Genomic DNA, 24662 nt, shown 5'->3' with positions numbered 1-24662 from the left:
CCGTCTTTATTACAAATAATGACTTTACCAAAAGGGTATAAACCTAGTGGACAAACTGGATCGGGTAGTAGTGGTAGTAGTGGTAGTAGTGGTAGTAGTGGTAGTAGTGGTAGTTCCTCCGGAGCAAGCAGAGACGAAATCGAACGTATGATTGGCCGTAGAGTCGAAAATATGAGAGGTATTATTGTTTTAGGCTTTATATTGTGTTGGGTAGCTACAGCTGGAGGTGTTTATGTTGGTGTTACTGTATATCCATGGGCATATCCGTTACCAAGTGGCATATATGCACTATCAGTTTTGACCGTTATTGAAATTTTAGGGATGATTTGGATGCTGAAAATAGCTGGTGAAAAACCAGTTAGGATGTAATATCCTCCATTTTATCTTTTTACAAGTTCAAAATTTTAAAGATTTTATAGTTTCCAGACGGTCATAATTTAATTTATTTGGTAAAGTAATTGTAGATTTTGGAAATAATACACACAAAATCTTATATATTACCTATAAGAACAGCATAATAATGGTCTGGTTAAGACGTACAACTCACTATTTGTTCATAGTTGTTGTTGCAGTAAATAGTACGTTGCTTACAATCAACGCAGGAGATTATATCTTCTATACTGACTGGGCATGGACATCATTCGTCGTATTCTCGATTTCCCAATCCACAATGCTTGTGGTAGGAGCTATATACTATATGTTGTTTACTGGTGTTCCTGGCACAGCTACTTATTATGCAACTATTATGACGATTTATACATGGATTGCCAAAGGAGCATGGTTCGCGTTGGGATACCCGTACGATTTTGTCGTGGTACCAGTTTGGATACCATCTGCTATGTTGTTGGATTTGGCGTACTGGGCAACAAGAAGAAACAAACACGCGGCAATATTAATTGGTGGTGTATTGGTAGGAATGTCACTCCCACTATTTAATATGATTAACTTATTGTTGGTTGCTGACCCATTGGAAATGGCATTCAAATATCCTAGGCCCACCTTACCACCATATATGACTCCAATTGAACCACAGGTAGGAAAGTTCTATAACAGTCCTGTTGCCTTAGGAGCGGGAGCTGGAGCGGTGCTTTGTGTACCTATAGCGGCATTGGGTGCAAAACTCAATACTTGGACTTATAGATGGATGGCTGCATGGAGTAAGTGGGACTAAACCTCTTTTTTTATTTTAGAAACTAGCTGATTTATTGAAGAAAATAAAAATATTTTACTATAAAAATTAGAAATCTGGAATCATTCATTAACCATATCTGTAATAATATGAAATACTTGTTCCTTAGAAGTTTTTTGTAAAAATAGGACAATAATAAAGCCTTTCCTTAGATTGACTTGTTTTATTTAGACTTTTCTTCAAGGTGATAGTGAGTTATATCATCACGACAAATAGTGTAAATCACTAACTAATCATTTTGGATTAATTCCAGGGATGTTTCACCATTACACTATAGTTGGCCCTGGTTAGAGAAAAATAAGAAAGAATCCTGTACACGAGTTCAATATTTTAGCTGCATGGACAACCACAATATGATGATACCCATGAAGACTGCAATAACATTCAATACTCATTTTATAGTTAGTATTCTACAAACTAGTCAAGTTATTAAAATTAAAACATTCAGTGCTAAAAGCGACTTACACCCCTCATCCAAGTTGTCATTAGGATCAGAGTACAAACTGTTTTTTAAGGGTTTATTAGATCTCAACTGCAAAACATTTCTCTACTATGAATGTATATCTGTTGTTCCATAGGAAATAACATAGAGGCCCGAATCGTGATTTCATTTGAAACAAATCTCTACAAAAGCAAAGGTACATAAGTTTTTACTGTTAATACTAAATTCAGTAACAACTTATTTCGTTCTAAGCTCATCGATCAATCTATCTATATTGATATTTGGATTACCGTTTTCATCTTTTATTGTTTGTAGCGCTGGTGGATAAGATCTGTAGTTCTCAATTCTGCTTTGTAATCTTTCTTCATATGTAGGAGTTTTCTTATTTTCATAAAATACTCCTACAGGAATCCTATTTTCCCATTCTTTCGACTTTTCAATTGCTTTGATTATCTTTTTCGAAGATTCTTCGTCATTATCGACTACTCCGTTGTAACCTTCTTCCTCTAACTTGTATATCTTTGGAATTCTTATTGAAGGGTTATTTTCATCTAGAGTAAAACTTTGATACCACTCCTTCGTGTTTATGTCATTATATGTAGGACAGGGCTGCAATACATCAATAAATGACAAACCCCTATGCTCGATTCCCTTCTTAATTATCTCCTTTAGGTGCTTTATGTCATATGAATACCCTCTCGCTATAAACGTGAAACCACTAATACATGCCAATGCTATAGGGTTGATACTGTCATTAACATTTGGTTGAGGCAAAGATTTTGTCTTCATCCCTAATTTTAATGTGGGGGATGCTTGTCCCTTGGTTAATCCGTAAACACCGTTATTGTATATTATATAAGTGATATCGATATTTCTTCTTCCTGAATTTACAAAATGGCCCGACCCTATTCCTAATCCATCTCCATCGCCGCCCACAGCTAGAATTTTTAAATTCGGATTGGCAAGCTTTGCACCTTGCGCGAAAGGTAACACTCTGCCATGTAACGTGTGTATTCCAAATGTGTTAATAAAGTGAGGAGTTTTTCCAGAACATCCAATTCCAGAAAAAATTGCAGCTTGATGCGGGGATATTTCTAATTCGTAAAGAGACATCTGTATTGCATTAAGTATACCAAAGTCTCCACAACCTGCACACCAGTCATTATGGACGGGTGTCTTAAAATCAGCTAATTTATACTCCATCTTTTAATATAACTCTCCGTTGAGATTGATTGTTTATTATGTTTATTAAAGAATTATATATTTCACTATGAGACATCGGTCTACCATTGTATTTTAGTATATTGTGATCTGATTTTAAGCTTGTATTTTGTTTTATTAGAATGTCCAACTGTGACAAATAGTTCATCTCAATAATTGTTACTATTGTCTCCATGTTGGAGGGTGCCTTGTCGGTACCATGCACTTTTTCTATTTTATTATTTACAATGTCTTCCAAAAGTTTTGATGGAAAGGGATTTAATAATTTGATTTGAAGGTACAAGAATTGAATTGTATCATTTGCTTCAGTTATTTTTTCTAGCGAATCTAGAATTGCTCCTTTCGTAGATCCCCAACTAAGTATTATCACTAATTTTTTCGGTGTATTACCTGTATTATTTTCAAATTCAATAGTAATTTGCTCTTCTTTAGGTATTGTATTCTGTATCAAATCTAATTTAGACAGTCTCTTTTCCATCATGCTAATTCTTGTCTCCGGATCTTCGGTTATGTGACCCATTTCGTCATGTTCATCGCCTGTGTTCCAGAATATCCCATTTTCTGTGCCTAATGGAACACGCAGAGAAATCGGATCATCGCTTAATTTGAATCTTTTAAAATGATCTGAAAAGCCCTTTTGCTTAATGTCTAATGATTTGGTATCCAATATCTTTCCCCTTTCAATCTTTAGGTTTTTGTATCTAAATGGACTGCAAGTAATGATGCTATTAGAAAGATACTTGTCTAATATGTGGATAACCGGTGTCTGGAAAATATCTGCGTAATTGAATACTCTAATTGTATCATAGAAGCTTTCTTCGATATCTCCAGAGGAATATACTATCCTTGGAAATTCGCCATGTCCTGCATTAATTGCAAATAACAGATCTCCTTGTTCTTGTCTTGTTGGCAGTCCAGTCGATGGTCCTGCCCTTTGATACAAACTAACCAACAAAGGAACTTCATTTATCCCTGCCCACCCCAATGCTTCTGCCATCAGAGAAAACCCGGGACCTGAGGTAGTAGTACATGCCCGTACTCCGGTTAAGGCAGCTCCAATAGCCATAGTTATGGCGGCAATCTCATCTTCTGTTTGAATTACTACCACAGACCCATTATTTTTATCATCTTGCTCAATTATCTGGTTTGATTCCAGATATTCACTGTCATCGGTAGCTGGAGTAATTGGATAGTATGTTTGAAATCTACAGCCCGCCACCATTTTTCCTAGAGGTGACGTCTGATTTCCTTGTGCAATAATGAAACTGCTATTTGCTTCATTGTGGATTTTTGTGACTGCTGAAAATTTTTCCGGTATCGTACCGAAATTCTGCTTAACATACGAATAGGTGTAATTTGCTGCTTTTACATTAAGTTCTGCTATCTTTGGTTTGTTAACAAATGTGTCAAGTATCCCCTGTTCCATAAGGGGGATATCGAAATTTAATACTGCTAATGAAGCTGCAAGGGACATTACGTTGGTAATTCTTGCTAACTTACTTAATGAATGATCCTGAATCTCCTCTGAAAACTTGTTTATTAATTTAGTATATGGTAGTTCTACCAGTATGACTTTTCTCTCCTTGAGCTCCTGTATTATTCCTGCGAGACTAAATTCCTTGTTCTTAGTCTTTAAGATGTGTGCTATTCTCTTTTCGGATGACCTGTCTAGGGTATGAATATCCTCGATTTTCTTTCCTACAACATCCGGATCATAGATTAATATTCCCCCTTCCAATAAGAATGGAGAATGTCTTACTATTGTTTCAGCATCAAAAGTAACAAGAATATCAATATCATCAACATGAGACCTTACAGTTTTATTTGAAAATCTCACAGAGAAGTAACTATGTTCTCCTTTTATGTTCGAGTGGTACTCTCTCTTACCAAATACATTCAAACCCGACATTGCTATAGATTTTAGAAATATGTGGGAAGCTGAATCTACTCCACTTCCTTGAGGCCCACCTATAACCCAAGAAATGGACTCTCTAGAAATAACCATTAATTATACTAATATCTGCACTTGCTCTTATTATAGTTTCAATCGATCTTAACCGGGATGATTACTTAACCGCCCGTCATCGAGTCGTGAAGACAACACTCACATTTGTCTCCTCTACCACAGTAAGGGCATACGCACATACAAGCTTCAAGAACATTTCCACAAAAATCACATAGAACATTTTCTTCGTTTTCAGTTAAATGGAAATCAGTTCCTTGATTCAATAACCTATTTTAATCAGATCATTGTATTAATACTTATACCCTTGGTTTGAACAGAATTTATCATTAAACTTGTACTTTAGTTCTATCATTGGACTATGATCTATTTTAGATCAATACAAACTAGTTATTGCATAGATATGATTTATGCATAGTTTAGAGGAATTGTTTCTTTTTGTCATAACATTCAGCCTCCACCAAGATTCAACTAAGTCAATTAATAAGTTAGATTACGTAATGATATGCCATTACTAGAAGATCCGGAAATAATAATGCCCTTTATAAAAAAATTAATTAGCCCATACTGCATTTGACAAAATTCTTAACAGCGATAAACAATATTCGAATATACCGCCAAATATGACTCTTAAATTAAATATCAAAGTCTAGTTTATGAGTTAATCAAATATTACAGTTGGATTATCCTAAAAGGCAATGAGATGGTTCATTCTATGCATTCCAAATCCTTGTCATGTGTAAGTATTAGTATTAGAAATAATTTGGGATGCTTTTACAAAGTCAATTCATAAATAGATTGTGATCATAAATAGATTGTGAACTAACACATCTCATATCATTTTTCCTCTTCAAACCCGAATGGCGTTAAACTTGGGTACAATATGGAATTTTGACAAATTTTAAATATTGTTATAAAAAATTGATGTTTAACTAATTTAGGATACAGCAAACTTTTTATCTATGTAACAAGTTGAATCCCTAGATGAACAAAAAGAGCGGCAACAAACCCGCTATGGTGTTTCTGATTGTAACCTTTATTGCAGGAGCATCCATGTTAACTAGTATTATTGCACTACTTCCAATGGCTGATGGTCACGGAGTTCAAGCTCAGCTTCAAAGCAGATTCGTTAGGATCAATAATGAAGCTTTTTCAGCACAATCCCTAAACACGGGTGACACATTGGTAGTTACAGGCGAACTTCAAAGTTTGGTAAATAGAGATATGAGAGGTTGGATATCACTTTTCAGTGAATCTACTAATGCTGGTAACAGATGGGAATTCGTTAGTCGAGACCCTCCGGGAAACATACTTGAGCTTGCACCACAGGAAACTATTCCTTACCGAATTGAAGCAAAGGCCCTTGAACCTGGAATTTATCACGTTCACACTCAACTCAATCTCGCAAATGTCGGTCCAGGTTTGGGTCCCGGTCAAACTATTCAGGTAGTTGGCGAACCAATACTTAAACCAATACCATGGAATAACATCATCTATCAGAGCATAATTATTGCTGCTGGCCTTGGAGTAACTTTTGCTACAAGACCGTGGCAAGTAATTTAATTTTCTTTTTTTATTTTAGCATTCATTAATGGAATATAAATAAATTCTACTAAATCTCACTTGAATAATTCTGATGAATATTCGGGATCTTTATTAATCAATATTTTAGTTATTCTTAACAATTTTTCTTATTTAATAAAAACAAAATATTAGATTCTGCATAAGCTATGCTGTTACCTTATGCTTTCTTGATGCTTTTATGAGACGGATTTTATTTAAAATCTTAGTAAAAAAGTTATTATTTTCCATTTCTATGTACATAGTCTAACACAATTATTTTTAAATCTTTTGCGAAAGGTGTACCATTATCCACTATACACTCTGTACCGACAAGAAATATTATCAATAGTATGAAATCAACCACCAAGAGAAATCTTTTTTTATTTAACTTGTAAGAAACTGTTATGCAAGAAGTGGTAAGTGAAATCATGTCTAGTCATGTTGTTACAATTAATTCTGATAAAACTGCATTAGATGCTGCTGTACTGATGAAAGAAAAAAGGATTAGCTCTCTAATAGTTCAGGATAATGAGGAATTGCTTGGAATTATTACGGAGCGAGACTTTGTTAAAAGGGTCTGTGCTAATGATAAAACATCCTCGGAGGTGAAAATATCTGAATTAATGTCCAAGATCCAGACCTATGCAGCACCAGATACCCCTGTAGACGTAGCGGTTCAACGAATGATCAACAATCGAATAAGACGATTACCTGTTATATCGAATGGGAAAGTAATAGGGATCATCACTGTCACTGATTTAGCTAAAGAATTACGTAGAATCATGTTAACTCAGGGCATTATAGAACTTATTGATTAATAATTAACCAATTACCACCTATCAAATAACATTTCCTTTTGCTACCCGTAACCCTTAATTTGTTATACGACACTTTTGTATTCTGTATGGTTAATTTTGATAAAATGATACTTCTCAAAAAATGGGTACCGATCATTGTAATTATTTTTGCAGTATCTTCAGTACTGGGATTATTATTAGGGATCTCTATCTATCAGATTCTTTCAACTATCGCAATAACTTTAATATTGATAACTTCTGCCATTTTATTCCAAATGGTAGGTCGAAATCGTTTTGACAACCAGGATGACAAAAGGGGACTATCAAAATGTTTGTAGAGCTTTTTCTGATTCGGACTAAATGGGACAGCTTAATGGGTCAATAGCAGTCATCTGTTGTTAAATATATGATATGCTCCTTATCCTAATACACGGTACTGTAGCAGGGATAGTCTTTAAGTGAATATCACTTAATGGTTCTTCCATTACTATTATTCCCCATACAATTAGGAAACATATTTGGACTAACGGTTGGTAATGGAAAGTCTTGTTTTCTTTCGGTTTCGAAAGTCTCTCAGAAATATTATTTTATTTTTTGCCTTTTATTATGGCATTCTTTACTGACTGTTTAGTTTACTTATTCACCGACTTTTTGATATGCTTTCAATTTGTTATAGGATTGTATCAATCTTATTGTGGATAATTTTTTGGAATACCTAAAGTAAATAAAAATAATTATTGATGATTATTAAAACCAAAGGTCATAACCACACAACCACTTATTGATAATCTCTCATGATCATGAATTACTTGCATTATCCGTGCGTTTAACTTTCCATGATAAACCTTTGAAACCAACATGCAAGGATATGTGATTATTACGTTATTAGTTAAGATAATTTTGATTATGATTGTCTGTAGGATTACATAATCAAACTTTAGGATTTCAAATTAAACAATAAAAATATAGTGATGCTAGCTAATATCCTTAAGCTCATTTATTTTATCACTAACGAGATCAAACCCCCTCTGCCAAAAATCTTCTTTAGAAATATCAATGCCGCTACTCAAGAGTAAATCTTCTGGTTTTTTCGAACCTCCTGCTGACAGTATGCTAATATAATTTGGTATAAATTCTCTACCTTCATTTTTGAATTGTTGATACAAAGACATTACAAGCAAATTTCCAAATGAATATGCATAGCAATAAAAAGGCGAGTGATAGAAATGAGGTATGTATAACCATTCGTATTTAAAATCGTCAGATACTTTTAGTGAATTTCCGAACTGTTCTCTTAGATTATCCATATAACTCTCTGATAATTCGTCTATACTTGTAGCACTATTTTTCCCAATCAATTCATGTGCCGAAATCTCGAAAATTGTAAAATATGCTTGCCTCATAATCGTTGCATAAAAGTCATCTATCTGTTCAGCTAACATTATTTTCTTATCTTTCTTCTTGACCTGGCCTAATAGGCGATCGTTAAGTATCATTTCTCCAAATACTGATGCCGTTTCTGCCAGTGGTAATGAAGGATGCTGTACGCTAATCGGTTTATCCGCTGCAAGAACACTGTGAATAGCATGTCCAAATTCATGCGCCATAGTAGAAATGTCCCTCAAAGTTCCATCAAAATTCAAAAGTACAAAAGGATCGACTTTGGGACTTATAGTTGAACAGAATGCTCCCCCTTGTTTATTGTCTTGAAGTTTTGAATGGATATGTTTTTTAGTAACCAAATTTTGTACTATTGATTTAAACGCTGGATGAAAATCATTAAAAGCTTCTAAAACCATTTTTAGCGCTTCTCCATAAGTAATTTTCTCCTGAGTTTGCGATCTCAATGGAGCATAAAGATGATACCTCTCTAGTTTTTTAATATTCAATATTTTAGCCTTTTCTCTAAAATACTGATGAAAAACTTTAGAGTTAGATCTACATACATTTAGAAGCGCCATAATTGTTTCATCGCTGATGTTATTTGATAAGTTTCTTACAGAAATAGGTGTTGGAAAGCCTCGAAGTAATATATATTCATTATTCCAATTTAAAATTCGGTTAATGTATATCTCACCTAGGACTCCGCTATTTTTCTTATAAGTTGACAGCAATGATCTATAAGCAGCAACTCTTTCAGAAGATTTTGAACTTCTTACTAAAGAAATTAGTTTCTCCTTATTAGTAATGGTTTTTCTTATTTTTCTAGTTCCTCTTTCTTCAATATACTCAAACTCAAAGCCATTAGTCATTCTATCATAAATCTTGATCAATGCGCTCATCCCTGTGACATCTAATATGTTTACTATTTTCTCCTCTGCCTCGTTCAGAGTATATTTGGACATGGAACGCTCATGAAGTAGATAGTCTTTGTAAACATCTGGTGCTTCCTTTATTAACCGATCGGCATTTTTCTCATCTAACACCTTCTTAAACCATAAATCAAAGAATAGCAGTTTATTTGATATTTCTGTAGCAAAAATATTCACTTTCGTAACCAGTGCACCCGCATCATTTGAAGAAGTATTTTCAGCATACTTCAAATGAGCATAGCCGGTAACATAACTTAGAGATTCTGCTATTTCTTCAGAATCTTTGATCAATTTTGTAAAATCAGTTATAGATATGTTATTTCCTAAAGTTGGTTTTTTCTCTTCAAACTTTGCTACTTTAGTACTAACATCATTCAATGATTTGTTAAACTCCATTTTGATAGGATCCTTCAAGAGTTCTGACAAATCCCATTCACCTGTTTTCATTCTCAAAACATTTGACATGGCTTTACCTTGTATTCGTCTGGTTTATTTATCTTTAAAACCACAAACAAAGAATCAAGATTATCAGATCATAATTGCCCTGCATATAGTATTTAGTGATTTTCTAATTTCTAAAAATTTTCTTTTGTAGTAGATCATAGGTGTGTATTGCTTGATCCCTTTCTAATATCAGAACTATTTCATTACTGCTAAAAATAACGTTATTTAATGTAATTTTATAATTGTTCAAAATATCGAATATCTTAAACAACAATTGTCTTATTCCTACCATATTGTCAGAAAACAAAGTTATCGTAATTCTTGATAATCCGTCAGTTATCTTGCCGTTACATTTTTCTGTTAATGATGTAATAATTTTCCTTGAATTGAACATATCTTCAGTTACTATCCTTATTTTTTCGGTTGTTCGTATCAAATTGTAATCCATCAGAGTTTCTTGCGTAAATTCGTCTAATAAGTCATTTACATTCTTGAACGAATTCTGATTACCCAGATCAATATCAATGATGCTTCCAGTCAGTTTCATCCTCGCGTCTTGTGAAGATATGAATGAATTTTGCTCTTGAGATTCGTTTCTGCTTAAAAATTTTCCCATTGGTTCATCTTCTGAACGTAAGTTTTCTAAATTTCTTGATTTATTTATCAAATCTGCGAATCTCTTTATAGCTACTACAATCGTACCTACGTTAGCTCGCGTTCCAGTAACTGATTCTACATCAGGTCGTATCTGGTTGGCAATTGCGGTATAATTGGCAATTCCAGATTTTACTGCTTTTAAGTATAAATCATTAGACAAAATAATCTCTTTTACAGCTTGGGGGACCGAGATATCTCGGACATACATTATATGTAATAAATACTTCTCGAATAAAATAAACTTTACTATCTATTCATATAATTTATATAATGTATAAATTGTTTCATAATGTAATAGGTTTGTAACGTGGCTGTTTTTTTCATATATGCTATAGAAATTTCCAACTTTGTATGTACGGGGTAGATTACTACGAAGAATACTAGTGAGATCTCTTTAAAAATAGCTGAAACTGATATCAAATTCGTTGGTAAAGGTTTGGCCTTATTAGATCCCAAAATACTTACTGATATCCAGCTAAATGTCGGTGATGTATTGAAATTAAAGGGAAAAAAAGGGACTACATTTGTGAAACTTTCTGCAGGCTTGTCTTCCGACTATGGTAGAAAGATAATTCGAATTGATGGTTACACTCGAGGTATTCTGGAATCAGGAATTGATGATCATATCATGGTCAGTCCTGCTGGAAGTGTGGGTGTGGCTAAGGAAGTTCATTTGATCCCATTGGAAGAACTAGAATATTCTGGGTTTAAGAATTTCCTAGGGAACATGTTAGATGGTCGAGTGATTTCTAGATTGGATACTATCCCAATTAATTTGGTAGGGAAGAGGATTGACTTTTTGGTAAATTTCTTGAATCCTAGCTCCAGTCCTTTATTAGTAAAGCATACCACAAAATTCTCGATTGGTACTTTTAAGAAAAGTAATTTCCATGCCCTTGTGAGAATTAATTACGAAGAAATTGGTGGAATTAAAGATTCGATTCTAAAAATTAGGGAAATGATAGAATTGCCGATTAGACATCCCGAAATATTTGAAAAATTAGGAATTGATGCACCTAAAGGCGTATTATTATATGGTCCCCCAGGCACAGGGAAAACGCTATTAGCAAAAGCAGTCGCAAATGAAACAAATACTAGCTTCTTCTCTATAAGTGGACCGGAGATTATGAGCAAGTTTTACGGTGAAAGTGAAAAAAGACTACGTGAGACCTTCGAAAAAGCACAAGAGAAATCTCCATCAATACTTTTCATTGATGAACTAGATTCTATCGCTCCAAACCGCGAGGATGTATCTGGAGAGGTTGAAAGGCGTGTAGTATCTCAGCTTTTGACGTTGATGGATGGAATAAACTCGAGAGGTAAAATCATAATAATAGCTGCATCAAATAGACCAAATGCTATCGACCCGGCCCTTAGAAGGCCAGGTAGGTTTGACAGAGAAATTGAAATAGGTATTCCTGATGATGATGGAAGATTGGAAATACTAAATATTCATACAAAGGGAATGCCTCTTAGTCCAGATGTTGACCTAAAGCGAATATCAAGATTAACTCATGGATTCGTAGGTGCCGACTTGGAAGTATTGACAAAGGAAGCAGCAATGCGCTCGTTAAGAAGGTTGATCCCTCAAGTTAATATTGATCAGTCGCCTGTTCCACAAGATTTACTCAATAAAATAACAGTACTTGATTCAGATTTTAATAATGCTCTGAAAGATGTTACCCCATCAGCAATCAGGGAGTTCTCTATCCAAAAGCCAACAGTTAAGTGGAGTGAAGTAGGTGGATTAGATACTTTAAAAGAGGAGTTAGTAGATTTGATCGGCTGGCTACTAAATCACTCTGAAATATATGAAATAGCCGACATTCGACCTCCAAAGGGATTACTGTTCTATGGAATGCCAGGAACTGGTAAGACTTTGTTGGCAAAAGCTGTCGCTTCGAATTCTAACGCTAACTTTATCAGCATAAAAGGTGCCGAATTGATTTCTAGATGGGCTGGTGAATCTGAGAAGGCAATCAGGGAAGTTTTTAAAAAGGCTAGACAGGTCTCTCCTTGTATTATTTTCTTCGATGAGTTTGACTCGATTGCGCTTCAAAGGAAAAAGGAGAGTGAGGGAACGGAATTGACTGCCAGAATGATGAGTCAGATTCTGACTGAGATGGATGGAATTGAAAATTTAGATGGTGTGATTGTTATTGGTGCTACCAATAGAATAGACTTAATAGATGATGCCCTTTTAAGACCTGGACGCTTTGATAGAGTTATAGAGATTCCTGTTCCAACAGTCGAAGCTAGAAGACAAATAATTAAAATACATCTTCAAAAAAAGCCTTTAGATGAAAAAACCGTGACAATTGATCGAATATTGAAATTAACTGATGGCTTCACTGGGGCACAAATTGAAGGAATGATTAATCATGCATCAATTTTGGCTTTAATGAATTTTCTAAGAAAACATAGGAAATCAGATGCAATGAATGTTACTACCATAAATAGTAAACTAAAAAAACAGGATCTAAAGAACTTCAGGATTACTTTCGAGTATTTCAAATTAGCGCGAGAAAAGGTCAGGACAAATTCTAAATATCACAATATTGTACTATAAACCTTCATTTTATATCGTATAACGGATTCCAAAAAAATTATTTAGATACTGATAACATGATGGATTCTAATTTAAGAACCATTATAAAGACAGTGTGAATACTCGAACGAATTTGGCGATTACTAGAATTTTTGGTTGCAATGTTTCTATTTCTTAATAGATGCAATAAATCAATTTTGGCTTTTGATTTTTTTTTACCGATCCCTTCTAGGATTTCATTTGTTCCTTTCAAAAATTAAATGATAACATTTGGTATTCAGTCATCATTCTTTCGAAGAAATAAATAATTTTTTAGTAAGTATACTATTTGGATCTGGGAGTTTAATTCCGTTATTCGTCCTATTGAATAATACATAGTTTAAAGGAATATCAATTACACTGGTATTTCGTAATCTTAAGTTTCCTTCTTGTTTCTACTATTAATATAAGAAAAGTTTAACCTATTCCAGGTCCCGACTTATTTGATGGTTCACCATAGTTATCGTGTCGCTTGTTTTTATCGAGCATTTGATTCTCATACTCTAGATCAAATGCATCTGTATTAAGTGAAACGTTCTCTAAAATGGAAAATACTTTTAGAACCGATTTTGCCGCTAAAGGTTGCTTTTCATTAGTTTCCGTTATCTCACCGAAAAGGCCTATTGCTTTAAACTTCATTTCGCTTGCCACTCCCAACATAACTCCATTAAACCACGTAATAACTTCAATTTCTTTATCAAAGACATTAATTCCTAGGGTTTTCAATTTACTGACTATCACATTATCTGTTGACACTGCGTATACCTTTGGGGCTTGAGCTAGTTGAGGCTGGTGATATCCTCCCGCAGTATAAATAATTTTTGGAACTCCCACGTCTTTTATAATGTTAAAGGTGGTTATACACAAATTAAAGAGGTTACTTGGATCTTGCGGCTGCTCTTTACCCGTCATGACTATAATTTTATTTTCATAATTTATGTAAAGGTCGTATGTATCTATTACAGGTTTGACTAAACCATTCTCATTTTTTACCCATGGCTTTTCAAAAAGTCCGATCTCTGCAAATTTTTCTACCTTGAATTCTTTAATCAAATGTTCTGATACCAGTCCGCCAACCTTACCCATATCTGGCAGGGAGGCAAAAACAATAAAATTGTCTAACTTTATTTCTTTGAGTATCTTAACCGAAATATTCATCATTTTTGTCGATTATACTGTTTTCTTTAATATTAAAATCTTTAATAAACTCATCATCAATTATGTGTTACTCTCAAGGTCTCAGAAGATCAAAATAAAGGAACCAATCAGGATTCTTTATAACATTTAATCTTTGTTCGTTTCGAATGAAGGGAAGTTACATATATTAAAGGCCATTATGTGTGAATTGTTCTGTTGATTGTGAACACACCTCTTGACCTTATATACCCCAGTTGAGAAATCCGTAATAGAAATAAATATATCATTTGGGCCCATTTAGTAAATACTCACTATATTGAAGTCTGTTTGATACTTTTGATCATTTCAACAGTTTTTAAGCTGGTTTGAACGATTTTTAGATATTTCTTATATTTTTTAGGACTGGATAGAGTATCTTGTTCCTTGTTGAGTTTCACTAAAGTTAAAAGCACCTGACGTTCTATTTCACTCAGCACATCATTGATATTGCTATATACATTAGTAATTCCTTTATCTTCTTCCTTGCTATCAGCCTTGCTGGCCTCTGTTTCAGTTTCGATATCGTTAGCAACAGTTTTCTGTAGTTCGGTTTTACCCTGTTCTGTGTTTTGGCAATTCATACAAATTACATCTTGCTTATACTTTATCTGAAGATTTCCACATTTTTTACAAGGCTCAGACAGTAAGGTACCTCCTCTTAATAGATAATAAGCTCCTTGTTTAATTGAATCGTTATTCATTTTAGTTATGTCATGGTTCTATCATCAACTTTTCTATCATCAACTTGAATTTTTTCCTGATTGTTCAACTTTTTCAATTCATTAACTAAAAAGTCTTTATACTTATTCTTTTCTTCTTCAGTCATTCTATCAAGATTTGAACTCAATGTGGATCCTATTGCTGAAATTCTGTCGATTAAGTCCATAGTCATGAATTTTCCCATATTGCCTATTCGGAACATTACTTCCAGCTGTTTCTGCATTATATTATGGGCTGATTTAATATCAGAAGCTATTGATATGCCTTTCTTTGTTATACGATACCTACCATTTTCGTGCTCCTCGATTAATCCTTCCTCCAGCAGTCTTCCCAACAATGGATAAATAAGGCCTGGCGATGGTTTCCATTTTCCACCCGTCTGAACTATTGCTTTGTCTATGATTTCCTTACCTGTCATTGGTTGTTCAGCTAATAACTCTAGGATATAATGGCGAGAGAATCCCCTAGGAATAGCGCTACCTACTCTGGATAACCAGTCAGATATCATTTTATAATAAGTATATCACTAGCGACTTATTAAAATTTTCCTTTCGAATAAGTTAGACAAACATGTTAATTACTTAAAACAACGAAATAGATTTTCCAACGTTTCTTAATCTGATTGTTGATAATCCACAATTCAGTGGTTTTCTATAGCTAGTTCTATGTCAGCTTGATAATTATCCAATTCTCTTTCATCCGGGTTTTCCACAACCTTTCTCTTCTGAATGATCTTTTCATTCATTTAACTATAATTGTATGAAGCTGAATATAACGCTTATTTTGACCGTTTCCGCTGTACGATATATAATTATTATATTATCACGATTTTCTTAATATAAATTTTACAGTTTCAGAGTCCAATAATGATTTAACCTTGTAAATATTTTAGGACAGGACATGCTTTCGAGATAAACATGCTAGCATAGTTTTTATTTAGGAAAATGGAATGCTCATTTATAAGCAAGTTGTCAGCCGAAGAGTTTAAACATATTCTAAGAATTGCCGGAAAAGATATTGAAGGCAGCAAAAAGTCAGTAGTTGCATTAAGTGAAGTTAAGGGTGTTGGATATAATTTATCCCAAGTAATATTACAGTCATTAAATATTAATCCATACTTACGGGTAGGATTTTTAACAGATAAGGAACTTTCTGATATTGAAAATTCTATACGAAATATAGGAACCGTAGGTGTTCCTAATTGGTACTTAAATAGAAGGAAAGATATGGATTCAGGCAGCGATATTCATTTAATTACATCAGACTTAGATTTTACACAATCGAATGATATTGAGAGGGAGAAGTCTGTAATGAGTTGGAGAGGTTACAGGCATATGTTTGGTTTGAGAGTTAGAGGTCAATGCACTAGAACTACTGGCAGGAAAGCAAGTGCCGTGGGAGTTAAGAAGGCGTCCGGAAAGGCACCAGCTGGAGCACCTGGATCTAAATAATAGTGATGATTTGAATGGGAGATCCTAGAAAATCAAAGAAGAATTATAATCGACCTCGTAGTATTTGGACTAGTGATCAAATTAGTTCAGAGTTATATGTAGTAGGCTCTTATGGTTTAAGAAATAAGCGTGAGTTGTGGAAAGCACAAACAGAAATTGCCAGGATAAGGAATCAAGCTCGTGCACTTTTATCTTTGTCCATCGATGTCAGACACGAAAAGGAGACACAACTCTTAAACTATCTTTCGAGACTCGGTCTTGTTTCTAGCGGTTCATCCCTGGATGACGTTTTGAACCTAAAAATAGAAGATATTCTGGAGAGAAGATTACAAACAATTATAATGAAAAAATCTAATCTGAAATCACCTTATCAAGCTCGCCAACTTGTTGTTCATGGTCATGTAAGCTTAGGAAATAGAAAGATAAATCTACCCGGGTATTTGGTAAGAAAAGAGGAAGAACCCCAGATACTTGTACATTTTACCCCTGCTATCGAAGCGTCAGACACTGTGAAAAATACTTAGGTTTTACTGACCTAAGTTCTTACAACCTTTTCTATGTCAACGTTATCTATTTTGCCATCACTATCCATGTCATAACCTTGGACCAGAGCTTCCCATTCCTGCTCATCTCCTGAATAATCTGAAAATGTTTTTTTACTAAAGTTGGTAAATGCAATTACAGCCGATTTAGTTCCAATTGATCTCACCCCAGCAATCAAAATTATAGTTTTTCCCCCATTAAATGGATTTCTAAATTTTGCAATAATTCCCAAATTGTCTAAATGGTAAATTCTTCCAGGCTTGTCTACGAGCCCAGACCAAAAGTTCTCTTCATTAAACTTGATCGGTAAGTATCGGTTAAATTCAGACGAAACTATGTTTGTTCCGGGGCCACCAATTATTATCAAGTTATTATCTTCTAACTCCTTTTCAGCTTTTGCATCTTCATCTAACTTTACAACAAATCCTTGAGGTAAATTGCATATATTTCCTAGAAAAAAAGCCAATTGAATTGCATAATGCCCGTCTCTAGCTGATGTTTTAAAGATTCCATGAGGGTTAGGAGATCCTACTATGACTAGGCCGTTGAATTTGTTATTTTCATCAATGAATTCTTTTAAGAATTTTCTAGCAGCCCTGAATTCTGTAGTTTTCTTCCAATCATCCAGATTGTAATCAAGGGATAATTTCTCTCCCCATTCCATTTCAATTCCATATGCTGGACTGATAGCTGAGTATAGTTTTGCTGTCCCTCCCTTGACAAAATATGACCCAGATTCTCCTATTGCTCCGATTGAAATTAACTTTCTAATATAGTAATAAGCACTTTGTTCATAAATCTCTAATTCCTTAGCTATTTGAGCTGTGTATCTGGGTCTATCGGAAATCAACTTCAGTATCTTCCAGGCAATCGGATTTGATAAAACTTGGATTTCTTTTTGATTTTCAAATAGTATGATTTTTTTCTCATAAAGTCTTCCCTCCTTTTCATAGATTATTTTTTTTTCAATTCCCATAATATACGATGTTATAATTTTTTTTTTGCCGGTATATATTTTTTTTTATAATAAAAAAATAATTGTGACCAACAACGAGTCAAATACAGGGATCGATTATATCTTTTTTTATAACGGAAAGATCTTATCTTTAATAAAGGTTTTATATAAATTTTTTTAAGTAATGTTGTGTGTTCAATTATTGGGTATAGCGGAAAACTAATCAGCGCAGCTCCATTACTAGTTGAGAGCTTGAAAAAGATGGAGTATAGAGGATATGACAGTGTAGGGATTGCCACCTTTAATGACAACAGTATTTTGGTGAGCAAGGGTATAGGAAAAGTTGCAGAAGTTGATAAGGAAATGAACCTCAATAAACTTCCAGGACAAATTGGAATAGGACATACACGTTGGGCAACTCATGGTAGCGTAAATGATAAAAATGCACATCCACATTATTCATGTTCATCTAATATCGCTTTGGTTCATAACGGAATAATAGAAAATTACCAAGAGCTGAAAATAGACCTAACCAAAGATGGTCATATTTTTAAAAGCCAAACGGACAGTGAGATTATTGCTCACCTGTTAGAAAAATACTACGAAGAATCTCACCATAATGTAAACGAAACGATGATGAAAACTTGTCGGATCCTCAAAGGTTCTTTTGCCTTTGTCGCTATTTTCGATAACGGCATTATTGCTGGTGCAAGATTTGATGAACCTTTGATAATAGGAATATCTGATAACGCTTTGTTCTTGTCTAGCGATGTCCTAGGTTTTTTAAAGCATACTGATAAATCTGTTTTCTTAGATAATGGCGATATTGTAATCATTGACAATGACGGTTATCATATATTCGATGTGAATGAAAGAATAGCAACCCGTCCTATAACTCAGGTTGCATGGGAACTAGGGTCTACTGAAAAAGGAAAGTATGCGCATCACACTATAAAAGAAATTCATGAGCAAGCATTAACTCTATTAAAACCATTTCAAGATACCAATTTTCAAACTTTTTGCGAATTTTTGAGAAATGCTTCTAACATCTATATAACCGGTAGCGGAACAAGCTACAACTCTGGTTTACTGGGAAAACAACTTCTTTCAAAATTTGCAAAAATAAAAACTGAGGTAATTATGTCGAGCGAATTCCAATATTCATCTGACTATTTGGAGCCTGGGTCAGCTGTAATAGCAATTTCGCAGAGTGGTGAAACTGCTGATGTTTTACATTCAGTAAAAAAAGCTAAAGAAAATGGTGCCAAAATTCTTTCAATAGTGAACGTACCTACTTCGTCCTTGGCAAGAATGAGCGACTCAATTCTTGCCATCAATTGTGGTCCCGAGATAGGAGTTGCTGCCACTAAGAGTTTCATGGGCCAGCTGATGATAATCTATAAAATCGTCAATATCTTATCTCGGGGTCAAATGCCATTTGATGAAATCAATCAAAAGAATTTACTAGTGATGGTAAAAAAAGTATTAGGATTAGATAGTGTGATTCAAAATCTTGTTTCATCTTTGGACAAGAATATTAAAGATATATATATTTTGGGCAGATCCATCCATTATCCAATTGCATTAGAGGGGGCCTTAAAAATTAAAGAGTTGGCCTATATACATGCTGAAGGTATTGCTGCAGGTGAGTTAAAGCATGGACCTCTCGCATTGATTGACAAAGAATCAATAGTTGTTGTCTTAAACCCTACCGATGAAACATATCAAGACGTGATTTCTAGTTCTAATGAAATAAAATCACGCGGGGCCCACATAATCGGAATTTCAAACAAGAATGCTGATATTTATGATCAGTTTGTAGAATTGCCTGATGTTGATAATTATCTTTATCCAATAATGGAAATTATCCCATTACAGTTGATGTCATATTATTTAGCTTTAGAGAAACAAGTTGATCCGGATTACCCTAGAAATTTGGCCAAATCCGTGACCGTGAAATAATATGATAAAATGATTACTATTATATTGAAATAATTTCCTTTAATTATTTGGAATAATGACTAGTTTAGACAATAGAATTGAGAATTGTGTATTTCCAGTCAATTACTTTTATAATCTTGATAACTTTACTTGGATAAAATCAATAGATGAACTTAATGATGGAACAGATGAAATGAAGCAGGTCCTTCTAGGTATAACTCCAGTTTATTCGTATATAACCGGCAAGATACTCAAATTTAAATTGAAACCGGCTGGTACTGATATTGTTAGAGATAAGAGTTTGGGTACAGTTGAGAGTTTAAACCACTTTGGATTAATTCGTTCTCCAGTTTCCGGACAGATTGTGGAAATTAATGATGAAATTATTCATAATCCTAAGGTTGTTAATGACTCCCCATTTGATTATGGGTGGATTGCAAGGATCAAAACTAAAGACAATCTGAAAAGTCTTAAATCGATAAAAAGAATCAATGAGTGTAAGTATGAGCTCGAATCTCAAATAAAGAAATTCAATGTGAAATGTTTTAAATTATTTCCTGATTTTCAGATGTATGAATTAGGAACTGAGTGTTCAGCCACTTTAGCAAAATTGAGTGAATTCATGATGAATAATATGAGTATCGGACATGTCATAAGACTGGTTTCTGATGATCCTACGGCTGATCTTGAATTACAGCGTTGGGCTGATCAAAACAAACAAGAAATTGTTGAAATTGTGCAAGAGATAAACCCAGTTCAATCTTCATTATCAAAATCTAGTAATAATCCTTTATTCAATATTATTATTAAAAAAATAAAAGATTAAGTTTAATGGAAGAATTTACTTTTCAATCGGATTTCCTATCATGTTGCCCCATTCTGTCCAAGATCCGTCATAGTTCTTAACATCTGGGTAGCCCAAAAGATATTTTAGCACAAACCAAGTATGGGATGACCTTTCTCCAATCCTGCAATAGGTAATTACTTCTTTTTCTGGCAGAATGCCATTTTCCTTATAAAGTTTCATCAAATCCTCAGGAGATTTGAACGTTCCATCTTCATTCACTGCTTTTCCCCACGGTATGTTAATGGCTGCAGGAATATGGCCTCCCCTCTGTGCATGCTCAGTAGGGTATTCTGCAGGCGCAGTCACTTCTCCAGTAAATTCTGCTGGAGACCTGACATCAACTAAAATGCTTTGTCTATTTTTAAGAGATTCTGACACGTGAATTAGGTAAGTTCTAATTTTCTCATCGGGGCTGGATGCTTTGAAGTTGCCTGTTGAATATGTTGGAATTGTTTTATCAAGAGGTCTGTCTTCTTCAAGCCATTTTTTTCTACCTCCGTTCATTATCCTCACATTTTGGTAACCATAATATTTGAATACCCAAAAAGCAAAAGCCGCGAACCAATTATTAAAATCTCCGTAAAGTACAAGAGTTGTATCCTCGTTTATGCCTGATTTTTTGAGCAATTCTTCACACGAATCTTTTGAAATGATGTTTCTGCTCAAAGGGTCGTTGATATCTTTCTTCCAATCAAATAACACTGCACCGGGAATGTGTCCCAAATGATAGTTAGTTTTTGGATCATAGTCTACCTCTGCAATTCTGACATTAGGATCTTCTAAATGATCCTCAGTCCAACTTGTGTCAACCAAGACCTCGGGGTGAGCATATCTATTTGACATTTATCAAATAAACTTAAACCATAATCAGGTATTTAAATAATAAAAAATTCAAATCTCGTACCGTTCACTATTTTTTTTTTCACATCAAAAACGATTTTAATGATGTCGCAATCATTAGTTTTGTGACCATATATACTGATTCACTAACCAACCTTTCGAGATATAAAAGTGATTTTTACAGGATAGCTGTCTCTTCTACACTACCATTTGAACTCCAGCACAAGATGGATGCTTGGTTTTATGAATTATCCCCTTCTAAGAGTTTGACTGAAAAGCTTGAACGGGGAGAACTGAATATTAGTGAGTACACAGAATTGTATCAAAAAGAAATGAACACCAGACGATCTATTTCCAATATAAAGTGGATAAAAGATTTCTCGAGAAGAATCGATGTTGTGTTACTTTGTTATGAACCAGAAAATTCAAACAAATGTCACCGTCATATTTTGAAACAGATCATTGAACAAGCCTAGTTGGATGCAACCAATGTAATCAGTCAAAGATTAGGGCGAGTTTTACTAACCAATAATCCTCTTTGTTGAAATTTTTTCAACTATGGCTAGCATGTATCTGCTCTTTGTATATTTTTGATTATATTTTTATGTGACCGAAATTAAAATCAATCATGGTCTACAAATATATTGACATAGTAGGAACGTCGCCAACTGGAATAAATGAAGCTGTCACCAACGCTTTTAAGGAAGCATCTAAAACCGTGAAAAATATACAATGGGGGGAGATGGGGAGAGTGACCTTTCGGATGAATGGAAATCAGCAAATTGAATATCAGGTGGAAGTTAGAATCGGATTTAAAATAGAAAGGGACGATTAAAATAACTCAGCAATAATTTCTATAAAAACATTGATCATAACTAATCAAAGTCTACGCGGGTTCACTCAATCTGCTTTTAACTATCTCCAAAAAACTATCTTTATTAATAGGCTTCCTGATTATGCAATTAAAACTTAAATCTGAATACGACTTTATAATAGATTGATAATATTCCTCAAAAGCAGTAGCTAGACAAATTCGAATCTTATTATCCATAATTCTAATCCTACTAGCCAATTCAAAACCATTAATTCTAGGCATCCGTATATCTGTTATCAGGAGATCATAAATTCCGGGTTCAAATTCCTCTAAGAGGGAGTTCGGATCATTGTAAATACTCACTTGATGTCCCTGATCTTCCAAACAAATTTTAAAGAATAATGCTGTTCCCACATCATCATCTATTACTATGATATTATTTCCCATTATAGAATACTTTATCAATTGTTATACCAATTAAAATATTTTTACATTTCCATACTTCTATTGTACTAAATTCTTGGTTATAATCTCATTTTCATAAAGGGTTAAGGCCGTATCTTTAGCAATTAATCATTCTTGTACTAATCATGTGCTTTGATGTTTATTCAAAAAACCATTTACAAAATCAAATACTGATTTTGTTACTGGTAAATTAGTGTGCTTTTCAATCCAATTCCAATCACCTATTGGATTAATTTCGAGAAAAAATAATTCCCCATTCTTACCTTCAATAAAATCTATACTTGAAACTAGTAATCCTAATTTTCTATTTAATTTAATACAAAGCTTTTCCATTTTTTTACCGATACTAATTTCAGAAAATATCAAATCATTTTCCTTTATCTTATGCAGATCAGAAAAATTGTGCTTTTCTTGAGTTGTTGAAATTCTACATGAAAAAATCCTGTCATTTACTACAGTTACCCGGATTTCTGAACTATTATTAATTTTTTTTTGAAAAATTACTGGTGCGTAAGTTAACTCGTCGAATTTTGATATATGACTGGTTTCAATATTATTAGTAAGGAACCTAAAGGATCTTTGGTTTAGATAAATCTCATGATGATGAAGTACTTTAACAATTGTTGATTTACGAAATGTCTTAAAAAATTTTTTAGCTGCCGCCATTTCATTGGTTATCAAAGTCTCAGGTATGCTAAAACCGATCTTTTGCGCCCACAGCAACTGATTCAATCTATTTTCAGCCTCAAAGGTTCTTTGTGGATTATTTATCCATAGAGCATCTATTGCTACTGATATACAGTTAAAAGCTTGATACCACTGTTGAGCAAAATACATTTGATATATACCCCCAGGATAAAAACTCAAGAATTTTAAGTCAAAATATCTAAACAATACTATTTTAATTTCATCAGGAATGACTTTTCTATTTCTAAGCCATAGTATGGAGTCATTTAATTTTCCTACTTTAAACTCAAAACGAAAATTTAAAGGTATATCCTCTTCTGTAATTTTTATATAATCAATTCCATTTTTCAGGAATTGGATGCCTAGGAGATCTGATTCTATGTCTATTTTCTTAGTTAATATCAATACTTTAGGTCTAGTAATTGAGTTTCCTTTTTTAGATTTATTTAATCGTTCAACTAGTTCTAAGGGATTGGTATTATTCATTAGGATTCTTCTATAATTTAATTTCTCTAGAAAATTAAAAACAAAAGGCTTCTTAGACACACTTACGTTTATTTCAACAATATAAAAATTTTATCTTCTTTTTTATAAGTAACAAATGCAGCGAGATAAGTTTATTTAATTATTGTCATCATTATACTATATAACAATCAGAAGTAATTCTAATTCACAATCAGGAAAACCTGAATCTGTAGTTGTTTGTTACTTATGTGGAAAACATATAAAAAATAATGCTGATTTGTTCATTAAGGAGATAAATGATGTAGATAAAAGGTTTCATCACAAGCATTGTTATACCTTTTATAATAGACTTGTCTCTGTATATGGGAAAGATTTTTCGGAGCTGGGCCTTGATCAAATTAATTGGGGGACTGGATCGGGAAATCTTGTTCAACTATCTCTGTTTGATATCAAAAGAACAAAATTCAGCAGTTCGGAAGTTGTTTCTGACTTTTCAAGTTTTAAGCGGAGACTCGTTGATGAATTATATGAAACTAAAGATGAATTACAGGTAGTATGTTCCAGGTACTGGTATATTTGAACA

At 33.8% G+C, this 24662-nt stretch carries 24 protein-coding genes; 13 read left to right on the top strand and 11 right to left on the bottom strand.

The window, feature by feature from the left end:
• The first annotated feature begins 18 nt into the window (after positions 1–18).
• Positions 19–369, top strand: a complete 351-nt coding sequence (locus AB0A59_RS10480) for a hypothetical protein (protein ID WP_458743619.1) — start codon at positions 19–21, stop codon at positions 367–369.
• Between the two features lie 151 nt (positions 370–520).
• On the top strand, positions 521–1171 hold the full coding sequence (locus tag AB0A59_RS10475) for an ammonia monooxygenase family protein (protein ID WP_458743618.1): 651 nt from the start codon (positions 521–523) through the stop codon (positions 1169–1171).
• Between the two features lie 697 nt (positions 1172–1868).
• On the opposite strand, the gene AB0A59_RS10470 is transcribed toward AB0A59_RS10475, so the two are convergent.
• Both AB0A59_RS10470 and AB0A59_RS10465 read right to left on the bottom strand, forming a co-directional pair.
• Positions 1869–2834, bottom strand: coding sequence for a 2-oxoacid:ferredoxin oxidoreductase subunit beta (locus tag AB0A59_RS10470; RefSeq protein WP_458743616.1), 966 nt, complete (start codon positions 2832–2834; stop codon positions 1869–1871).
• Positions 2824–4857 carry a 2-oxoacid:acceptor oxidoreductase subunit alpha gene (locus AB0A59_RS10465; protein WP_458743614.1) on the bottom strand — a complete coding sequence of 678 codons (2034 nt, stop codon included), beginning with the start codon at positions 4855–4857 and terminating at the stop codon, positions 2824–2826. Before AB0A59_RS10465 ends, AB0A59_RS10470 begins: the two co-directional genes overlap by 11 nt.
• 942 nt (positions 4858–5799) lie before the next feature.
• Between AB0A59_RS10465 and AB0A59_RS10460 the strand changes: the two genes are divergently transcribed.
• The 3 genes from AB0A59_RS10460 (at position 5800) to AB0A59_RS10450 (ending at position 7513) form a co-directional block, all read left to right on the top strand.
• Positions 5800–6378 carry a methane monooxygenase/ammonia monooxygenase subunit B gene (locus AB0A59_RS10460; protein ID WP_458743612.1) on the top strand — a complete coding sequence of 193 codons (579 nt, stop codon included), beginning with the start codon at positions 5800–5802 and terminating at the stop codon, positions 6376–6378.
• A gap of 413 nt (positions 6379–6791) precedes the next feature.
• On the top strand, positions 6792–7196 hold the full coding sequence (locus tag AB0A59_RS10455; protein ID WP_458743610.1) for a CBS domain-containing protein: 405 nt from the start codon (positions 6792–6794) through the stop codon (positions 7194–7196).
• 104 nt (positions 7197–7300) lie between these two features.
• Positions 7301–7513, top strand: a complete 213-nt coding sequence (locus AB0A59_RS10450) for a hypothetical protein (RefSeq protein WP_458743608.1) — start codon at positions 7301–7303, stop codon at positions 7511–7513.
• A gap of 636 nt (positions 7514–8149) precedes the next feature.
• On the opposite strand, the gene AB0A59_RS10445 is transcribed toward AB0A59_RS10450, so the two are convergent.
• Both AB0A59_RS10445 and AB0A59_RS10440 read right to left on the bottom strand, forming a co-directional pair.
• Positions 8150–9952 carry a M3 family oligoendopeptidase gene (locus tag AB0A59_RS10445; RefSeq protein ID WP_458743606.1) on the bottom strand — a complete coding sequence of 601 codons (1803 nt, stop codon included), beginning with the start codon at positions 9950–9952 and terminating at the stop codon, positions 8150–8152.
• 103 nt (positions 9953–10055) lie between these two features.
• Positions 10056–10796 carry a hypothetical protein gene (locus AB0A59_RS10440; RefSeq protein WP_458743604.1) on the bottom strand — a complete coding sequence of 247 codons (741 nt, stop codon included), beginning with the start codon at positions 10794–10796 and terminating at the stop codon, positions 10056–10058.
• Positions 10797–10952: 156 nt separating this feature from the next.
• On the opposite strand from AB0A59_RS10440, the gene AB0A59_RS10435 reads away from it, so the two are divergent.
• The gene (locus AB0A59_RS10435) at positions 10953–13157 is read left to right on the top strand and encodes a CDC48 family AAA ATPase (RefSeq protein WP_458747596.1); all 2205 of its coding nucleotides are present in this window, start codon (positions 10953–10955) and stop codon (positions 13155–13157) included.
• 435 nt (positions 13158–13592) lie between these two features.
• Here AB0A59_RS10435 and AB0A59_RS10430 read toward each other — a convergent pair whose 3' ends face one another.
• The 3 genes from AB0A59_RS10430 to AB0A59_RS10420 all read right to left on the bottom strand — a co-directional run bounded on the left by AB0A59_RS10430 (position 13593) and on the right by AB0A59_RS10420 (position 15579).
• Positions 13593–14336 carry a PAC2 family protein gene (locus tag AB0A59_RS10430; protein ID WP_458743603.1) on the bottom strand — a complete coding sequence of 248 codons (744 nt, stop codon included), beginning with the start codon at positions 14334–14336 and terminating at the stop codon, positions 13593–13595.
• A gap of 287 nt (positions 14337–14623) precedes the next feature.
• A complete protein-coding gene (locus AB0A59_RS10425) occupies positions 14624–15052 on the bottom strand; it encodes an Sjogren's syndrome/scleroderma autoantigen 1 family protein (RefSeq protein WP_458743601.1) in 429 nt (142 codons plus the stop codon).
• A gap of 5 nt (positions 15053–15057) precedes the next feature.
• A complete protein-coding gene (locus tag AB0A59_RS10420; RefSeq protein WP_458743599.1) occupies positions 15058–15579 on the bottom strand; it encodes a PadR family transcriptional regulator in 522 nt (173 codons plus the stop codon).
• Positions 15580–16015: 436 nt separating this feature from the next.
• Here AB0A59_RS10420 and AB0A59_RS10415 point away from each other — a divergent pair, with 436 nt between their 5' ends.
• Both AB0A59_RS10415 and AB0A59_RS10410 read left to right on the top strand, forming a co-directional pair.
• A complete protein-coding gene (locus AB0A59_RS10415) occupies positions 16016–16522 on the top strand; it encodes a 30S ribosomal protein S13 (protein ID WP_458743598.1) in 507 nt (168 codons plus the stop codon).
• Positions 16523–16536: 14 nt separating this feature from the next.
• On the top strand, positions 16537–17046 hold the full coding sequence (locus AB0A59_RS10410; RefSeq protein ID WP_458743596.1) for a 30S ribosomal protein S4: 510 nt from the start codon (positions 16537–16539) through the stop codon (positions 17044–17046).
• A gap of 11 nt (positions 17047–17057) precedes the next feature.
• On the opposite strand, the gene AB0A59_RS10405 is transcribed toward AB0A59_RS10410, so the two are convergent.
• Positions 17058–18041 (bottom strand): hypothetical protein, encoded by a 984-nt coding sequence (locus AB0A59_RS10405; RefSeq protein ID WP_458743595.1) that lies wholly within the window; start codon positions 18039–18041, stop codon positions 17058–17060.
• Between the two features lie 168 nt (positions 18042–18209).
• On the opposite strand from AB0A59_RS10405, the gene glmS reads away from it, so the two are divergent.
• Together glmS and AB0A59_RS10395 are read left to right on the top strand one after the other, a co-directional pair.
• Positions 18210–19982 carry a glutamine--fructose-6-phosphate transaminase (isomerizing) gene (glmS, locus tag AB0A59_RS10400; RefSeq protein ID WP_458743593.1) on the top strand — a complete coding sequence of 591 codons (1773 nt, stop codon included), beginning with the start codon at positions 18210–18212 and terminating at the stop codon, positions 19980–19982.
• Between the two features lie 55 nt (positions 19983–20037).
• Positions 20038–20787, top strand: a complete 750-nt coding sequence (locus tag AB0A59_RS10395) for a hypothetical protein (protein WP_458743591.1) — start codon at positions 20038–20040, stop codon at positions 20785–20787.
• 15 nt (positions 20788–20802) lie between these two features.
• On the opposite strand, the gene AB0A59_RS10390 is transcribed toward AB0A59_RS10395, so the two are convergent.
• Positions 20803–21651, bottom strand: coding sequence for a sulfurtransferase (locus AB0A59_RS10390; protein ID WP_458743590.1), 849 nt, complete (start codon positions 21649–21651; stop codon positions 20803–20805).
• A gap of 122 nt (positions 21652–21773) precedes the next feature.
• Between AB0A59_RS10390 and AB0A59_RS10385 the strand changes: the two genes are divergently transcribed.
• A complete protein-coding gene (locus AB0A59_RS10385) occupies positions 21774–22124 on the top strand; it encodes a DUF488 family protein, N3 subclade (protein ID WP_458743588.1) in 351 nt (116 codons plus the stop codon).
• Positions 22125–22276: 152 nt separating this feature from the next.
• Positions 22277–22483, top strand: coding sequence for a dodecin family protein (locus tag AB0A59_RS10380; protein ID WP_458743586.1), 207 nt, complete (start codon positions 22277–22279; stop codon positions 22481–22483).
• Positions 22484–22534: 51 nt separating this feature from the next.
• Here AB0A59_RS10380 and AB0A59_RS10375 read toward each other — a convergent pair whose 3' ends face one another.
• Complete coding sequence (locus tag AB0A59_RS10375) at positions 22535–22909, bottom strand: response regulator (RefSeq protein WP_458743584.1); 375 nt, start codon at positions 22907–22909, stop codon at positions 22535–22537.
• Between the two features lie 141 nt (positions 22910–23050).
• Positions 23051–24160 (bottom strand): ATP-grasp domain-containing protein, encoded by a 1110-nt coding sequence (locus AB0A59_RS10370; protein WP_458743583.1) that lies wholly within the window; start codon positions 24158–24160, stop codon positions 23051–23053.
• An 82-nt stretch (positions 24161–24242) separates the two neighbouring features.
• Here AB0A59_RS10370 and AB0A59_RS10365 point away from each other — a divergent pair, with 82 nt between their 5' ends.
• A complete protein-coding gene (locus AB0A59_RS10365) occupies positions 24243–24659 on the top strand; it encodes a hypothetical protein (protein WP_458743581.1) in 417 nt (138 codons plus the stop codon).
• Positions 24660–24662: the final 3 nt, after the last annotated feature.

The sequence above is a fragment of the Candidatus Nitrosocosmicus sp. T genome, assembly GCF_054408485.1.
The sequence above is the reverse complement of the archived record's forward strand: the minus strand, read 5'-3'. Positions and strand labels throughout refer to the sequence as shown.

Excerpts from the sequence above, each read along its gene's own strand:
- AB0A59_RS10380 (WP_458743586.1), top strand. The coding sequence starts at position 22,277 with ATGGTCTACAAATATATTGACATAGTAGGAACGTCGCCAACTGGAATA.
- AB0A59_RS10470 (WP_458743616.1), bottom strand. The coding sequence starts at position 2,834 with ATGGAGTATAAATTAGCTGATTTTAAGACACCCGTCCATAATGACTGG.
- AB0A59_RS10430 (WP_458743603.1), bottom strand. The coding sequence starts at position 14,336 with ATGATGAATATTTCGGTTAAGATACTCAAAGAAATAAAGTTAGACAAT.
- AB0A59_RS10460 (WP_458743612.1), top strand. The coding sequence starts at position 5,800 with ATGAACAAAAAGAGCGGCAACAAACCCGCTATGGTGTTTCTGATTGTA.
- AB0A59_RS10375 (WP_458743584.1), bottom strand. The coding sequence starts at position 22,909 with ATGGGAAATAATATCATAGTAATAGATGATGATGTGGGAACAGCATTA.
- AB0A59_RS10445 (WP_458743606.1), bottom strand. The coding sequence starts at position 9,952 with ATGTCAAATGTTTTGAGAATGAAAACAGGTGAATGGGATTTGTCAGAA.
- AB0A59_RS10390 (WP_458743590.1), bottom strand. The coding sequence starts at position 21,651 with ATGTCAAATAGATATGCTCACCCCGAGGTCTTGGTTGACACAAGTTGG.
- AB0A59_RS10450 (WP_458743608.1), top strand. The coding sequence starts at position 7,301 with ATGATACTTCTCAAAAAATGGGTACCGATCATTGTAATTATTTTTGCA.
- AB0A59_RS10410 (WP_458743596.1), top strand. The coding sequence starts at position 16,537 with ATGGGAGATCCTAGAAAATCAAAGAAGAATTATAATCGACCTCGTAGT.
- AB0A59_RS10395 (WP_458743591.1), top strand. The coding sequence starts at position 20,038 with ATGACTAGTTTAGACAATAGAATTGAGAATTGTGTATTTCCAGTCAAT.
- AB0A59_RS10480 (WP_458743619.1), top strand. The coding sequence starts at position 19 with ATGACTTTACCAAAAGGGTATAAACCTAGTGGACAAACTGGATCGGGT.
- AB0A59_RS10405 (WP_458743595.1), bottom strand. The coding sequence starts at position 18,041 with ATGGGAATTGAAAAAAAAATAATCTATGAAAAGGAGGGAAGACTTTAT.
- AB0A59_RS10465 (WP_458743614.1), bottom strand. The coding sequence starts at position 4,857 with ATGGTTATTTCTAGAGAGTCCATTTCTTGGGTTATAGGTGGGCCTCAA.
- AB0A59_RS10440 (WP_458743604.1), bottom strand. The coding sequence starts at position 10,796 with ATGTATGTCCGAGATATCTCGGTCCCCCAAGCTGTAAAAGAGATTATT.
- AB0A59_RS10425 (WP_458743601.1), bottom strand. The coding sequence starts at position 15,052 with ATGAATAACGATTCAATTAAACAAGGAGCTTATTATCTATTAAGAGGA.
- AB0A59_RS10475 (WP_458743618.1), top strand. The coding sequence starts at position 521 with ATGGTCTGGTTAAGACGTACAACTCACTATTTGTTCATAGTTGTTGTT.
- AB0A59_RS10420 (WP_458743599.1), bottom strand. The coding sequence starts at position 15,579 with ATGATATCTGACTGGTTATCCAGAGTAGGTAGCGCTATTCCTAGGGGA.
- AB0A59_RS10415 (WP_458743598.1), top strand. The coding sequence starts at position 16,016 with ATGGAATGCTCATTTATAAGCAAGTTGTCAGCCGAAGAGTTTAAACAT.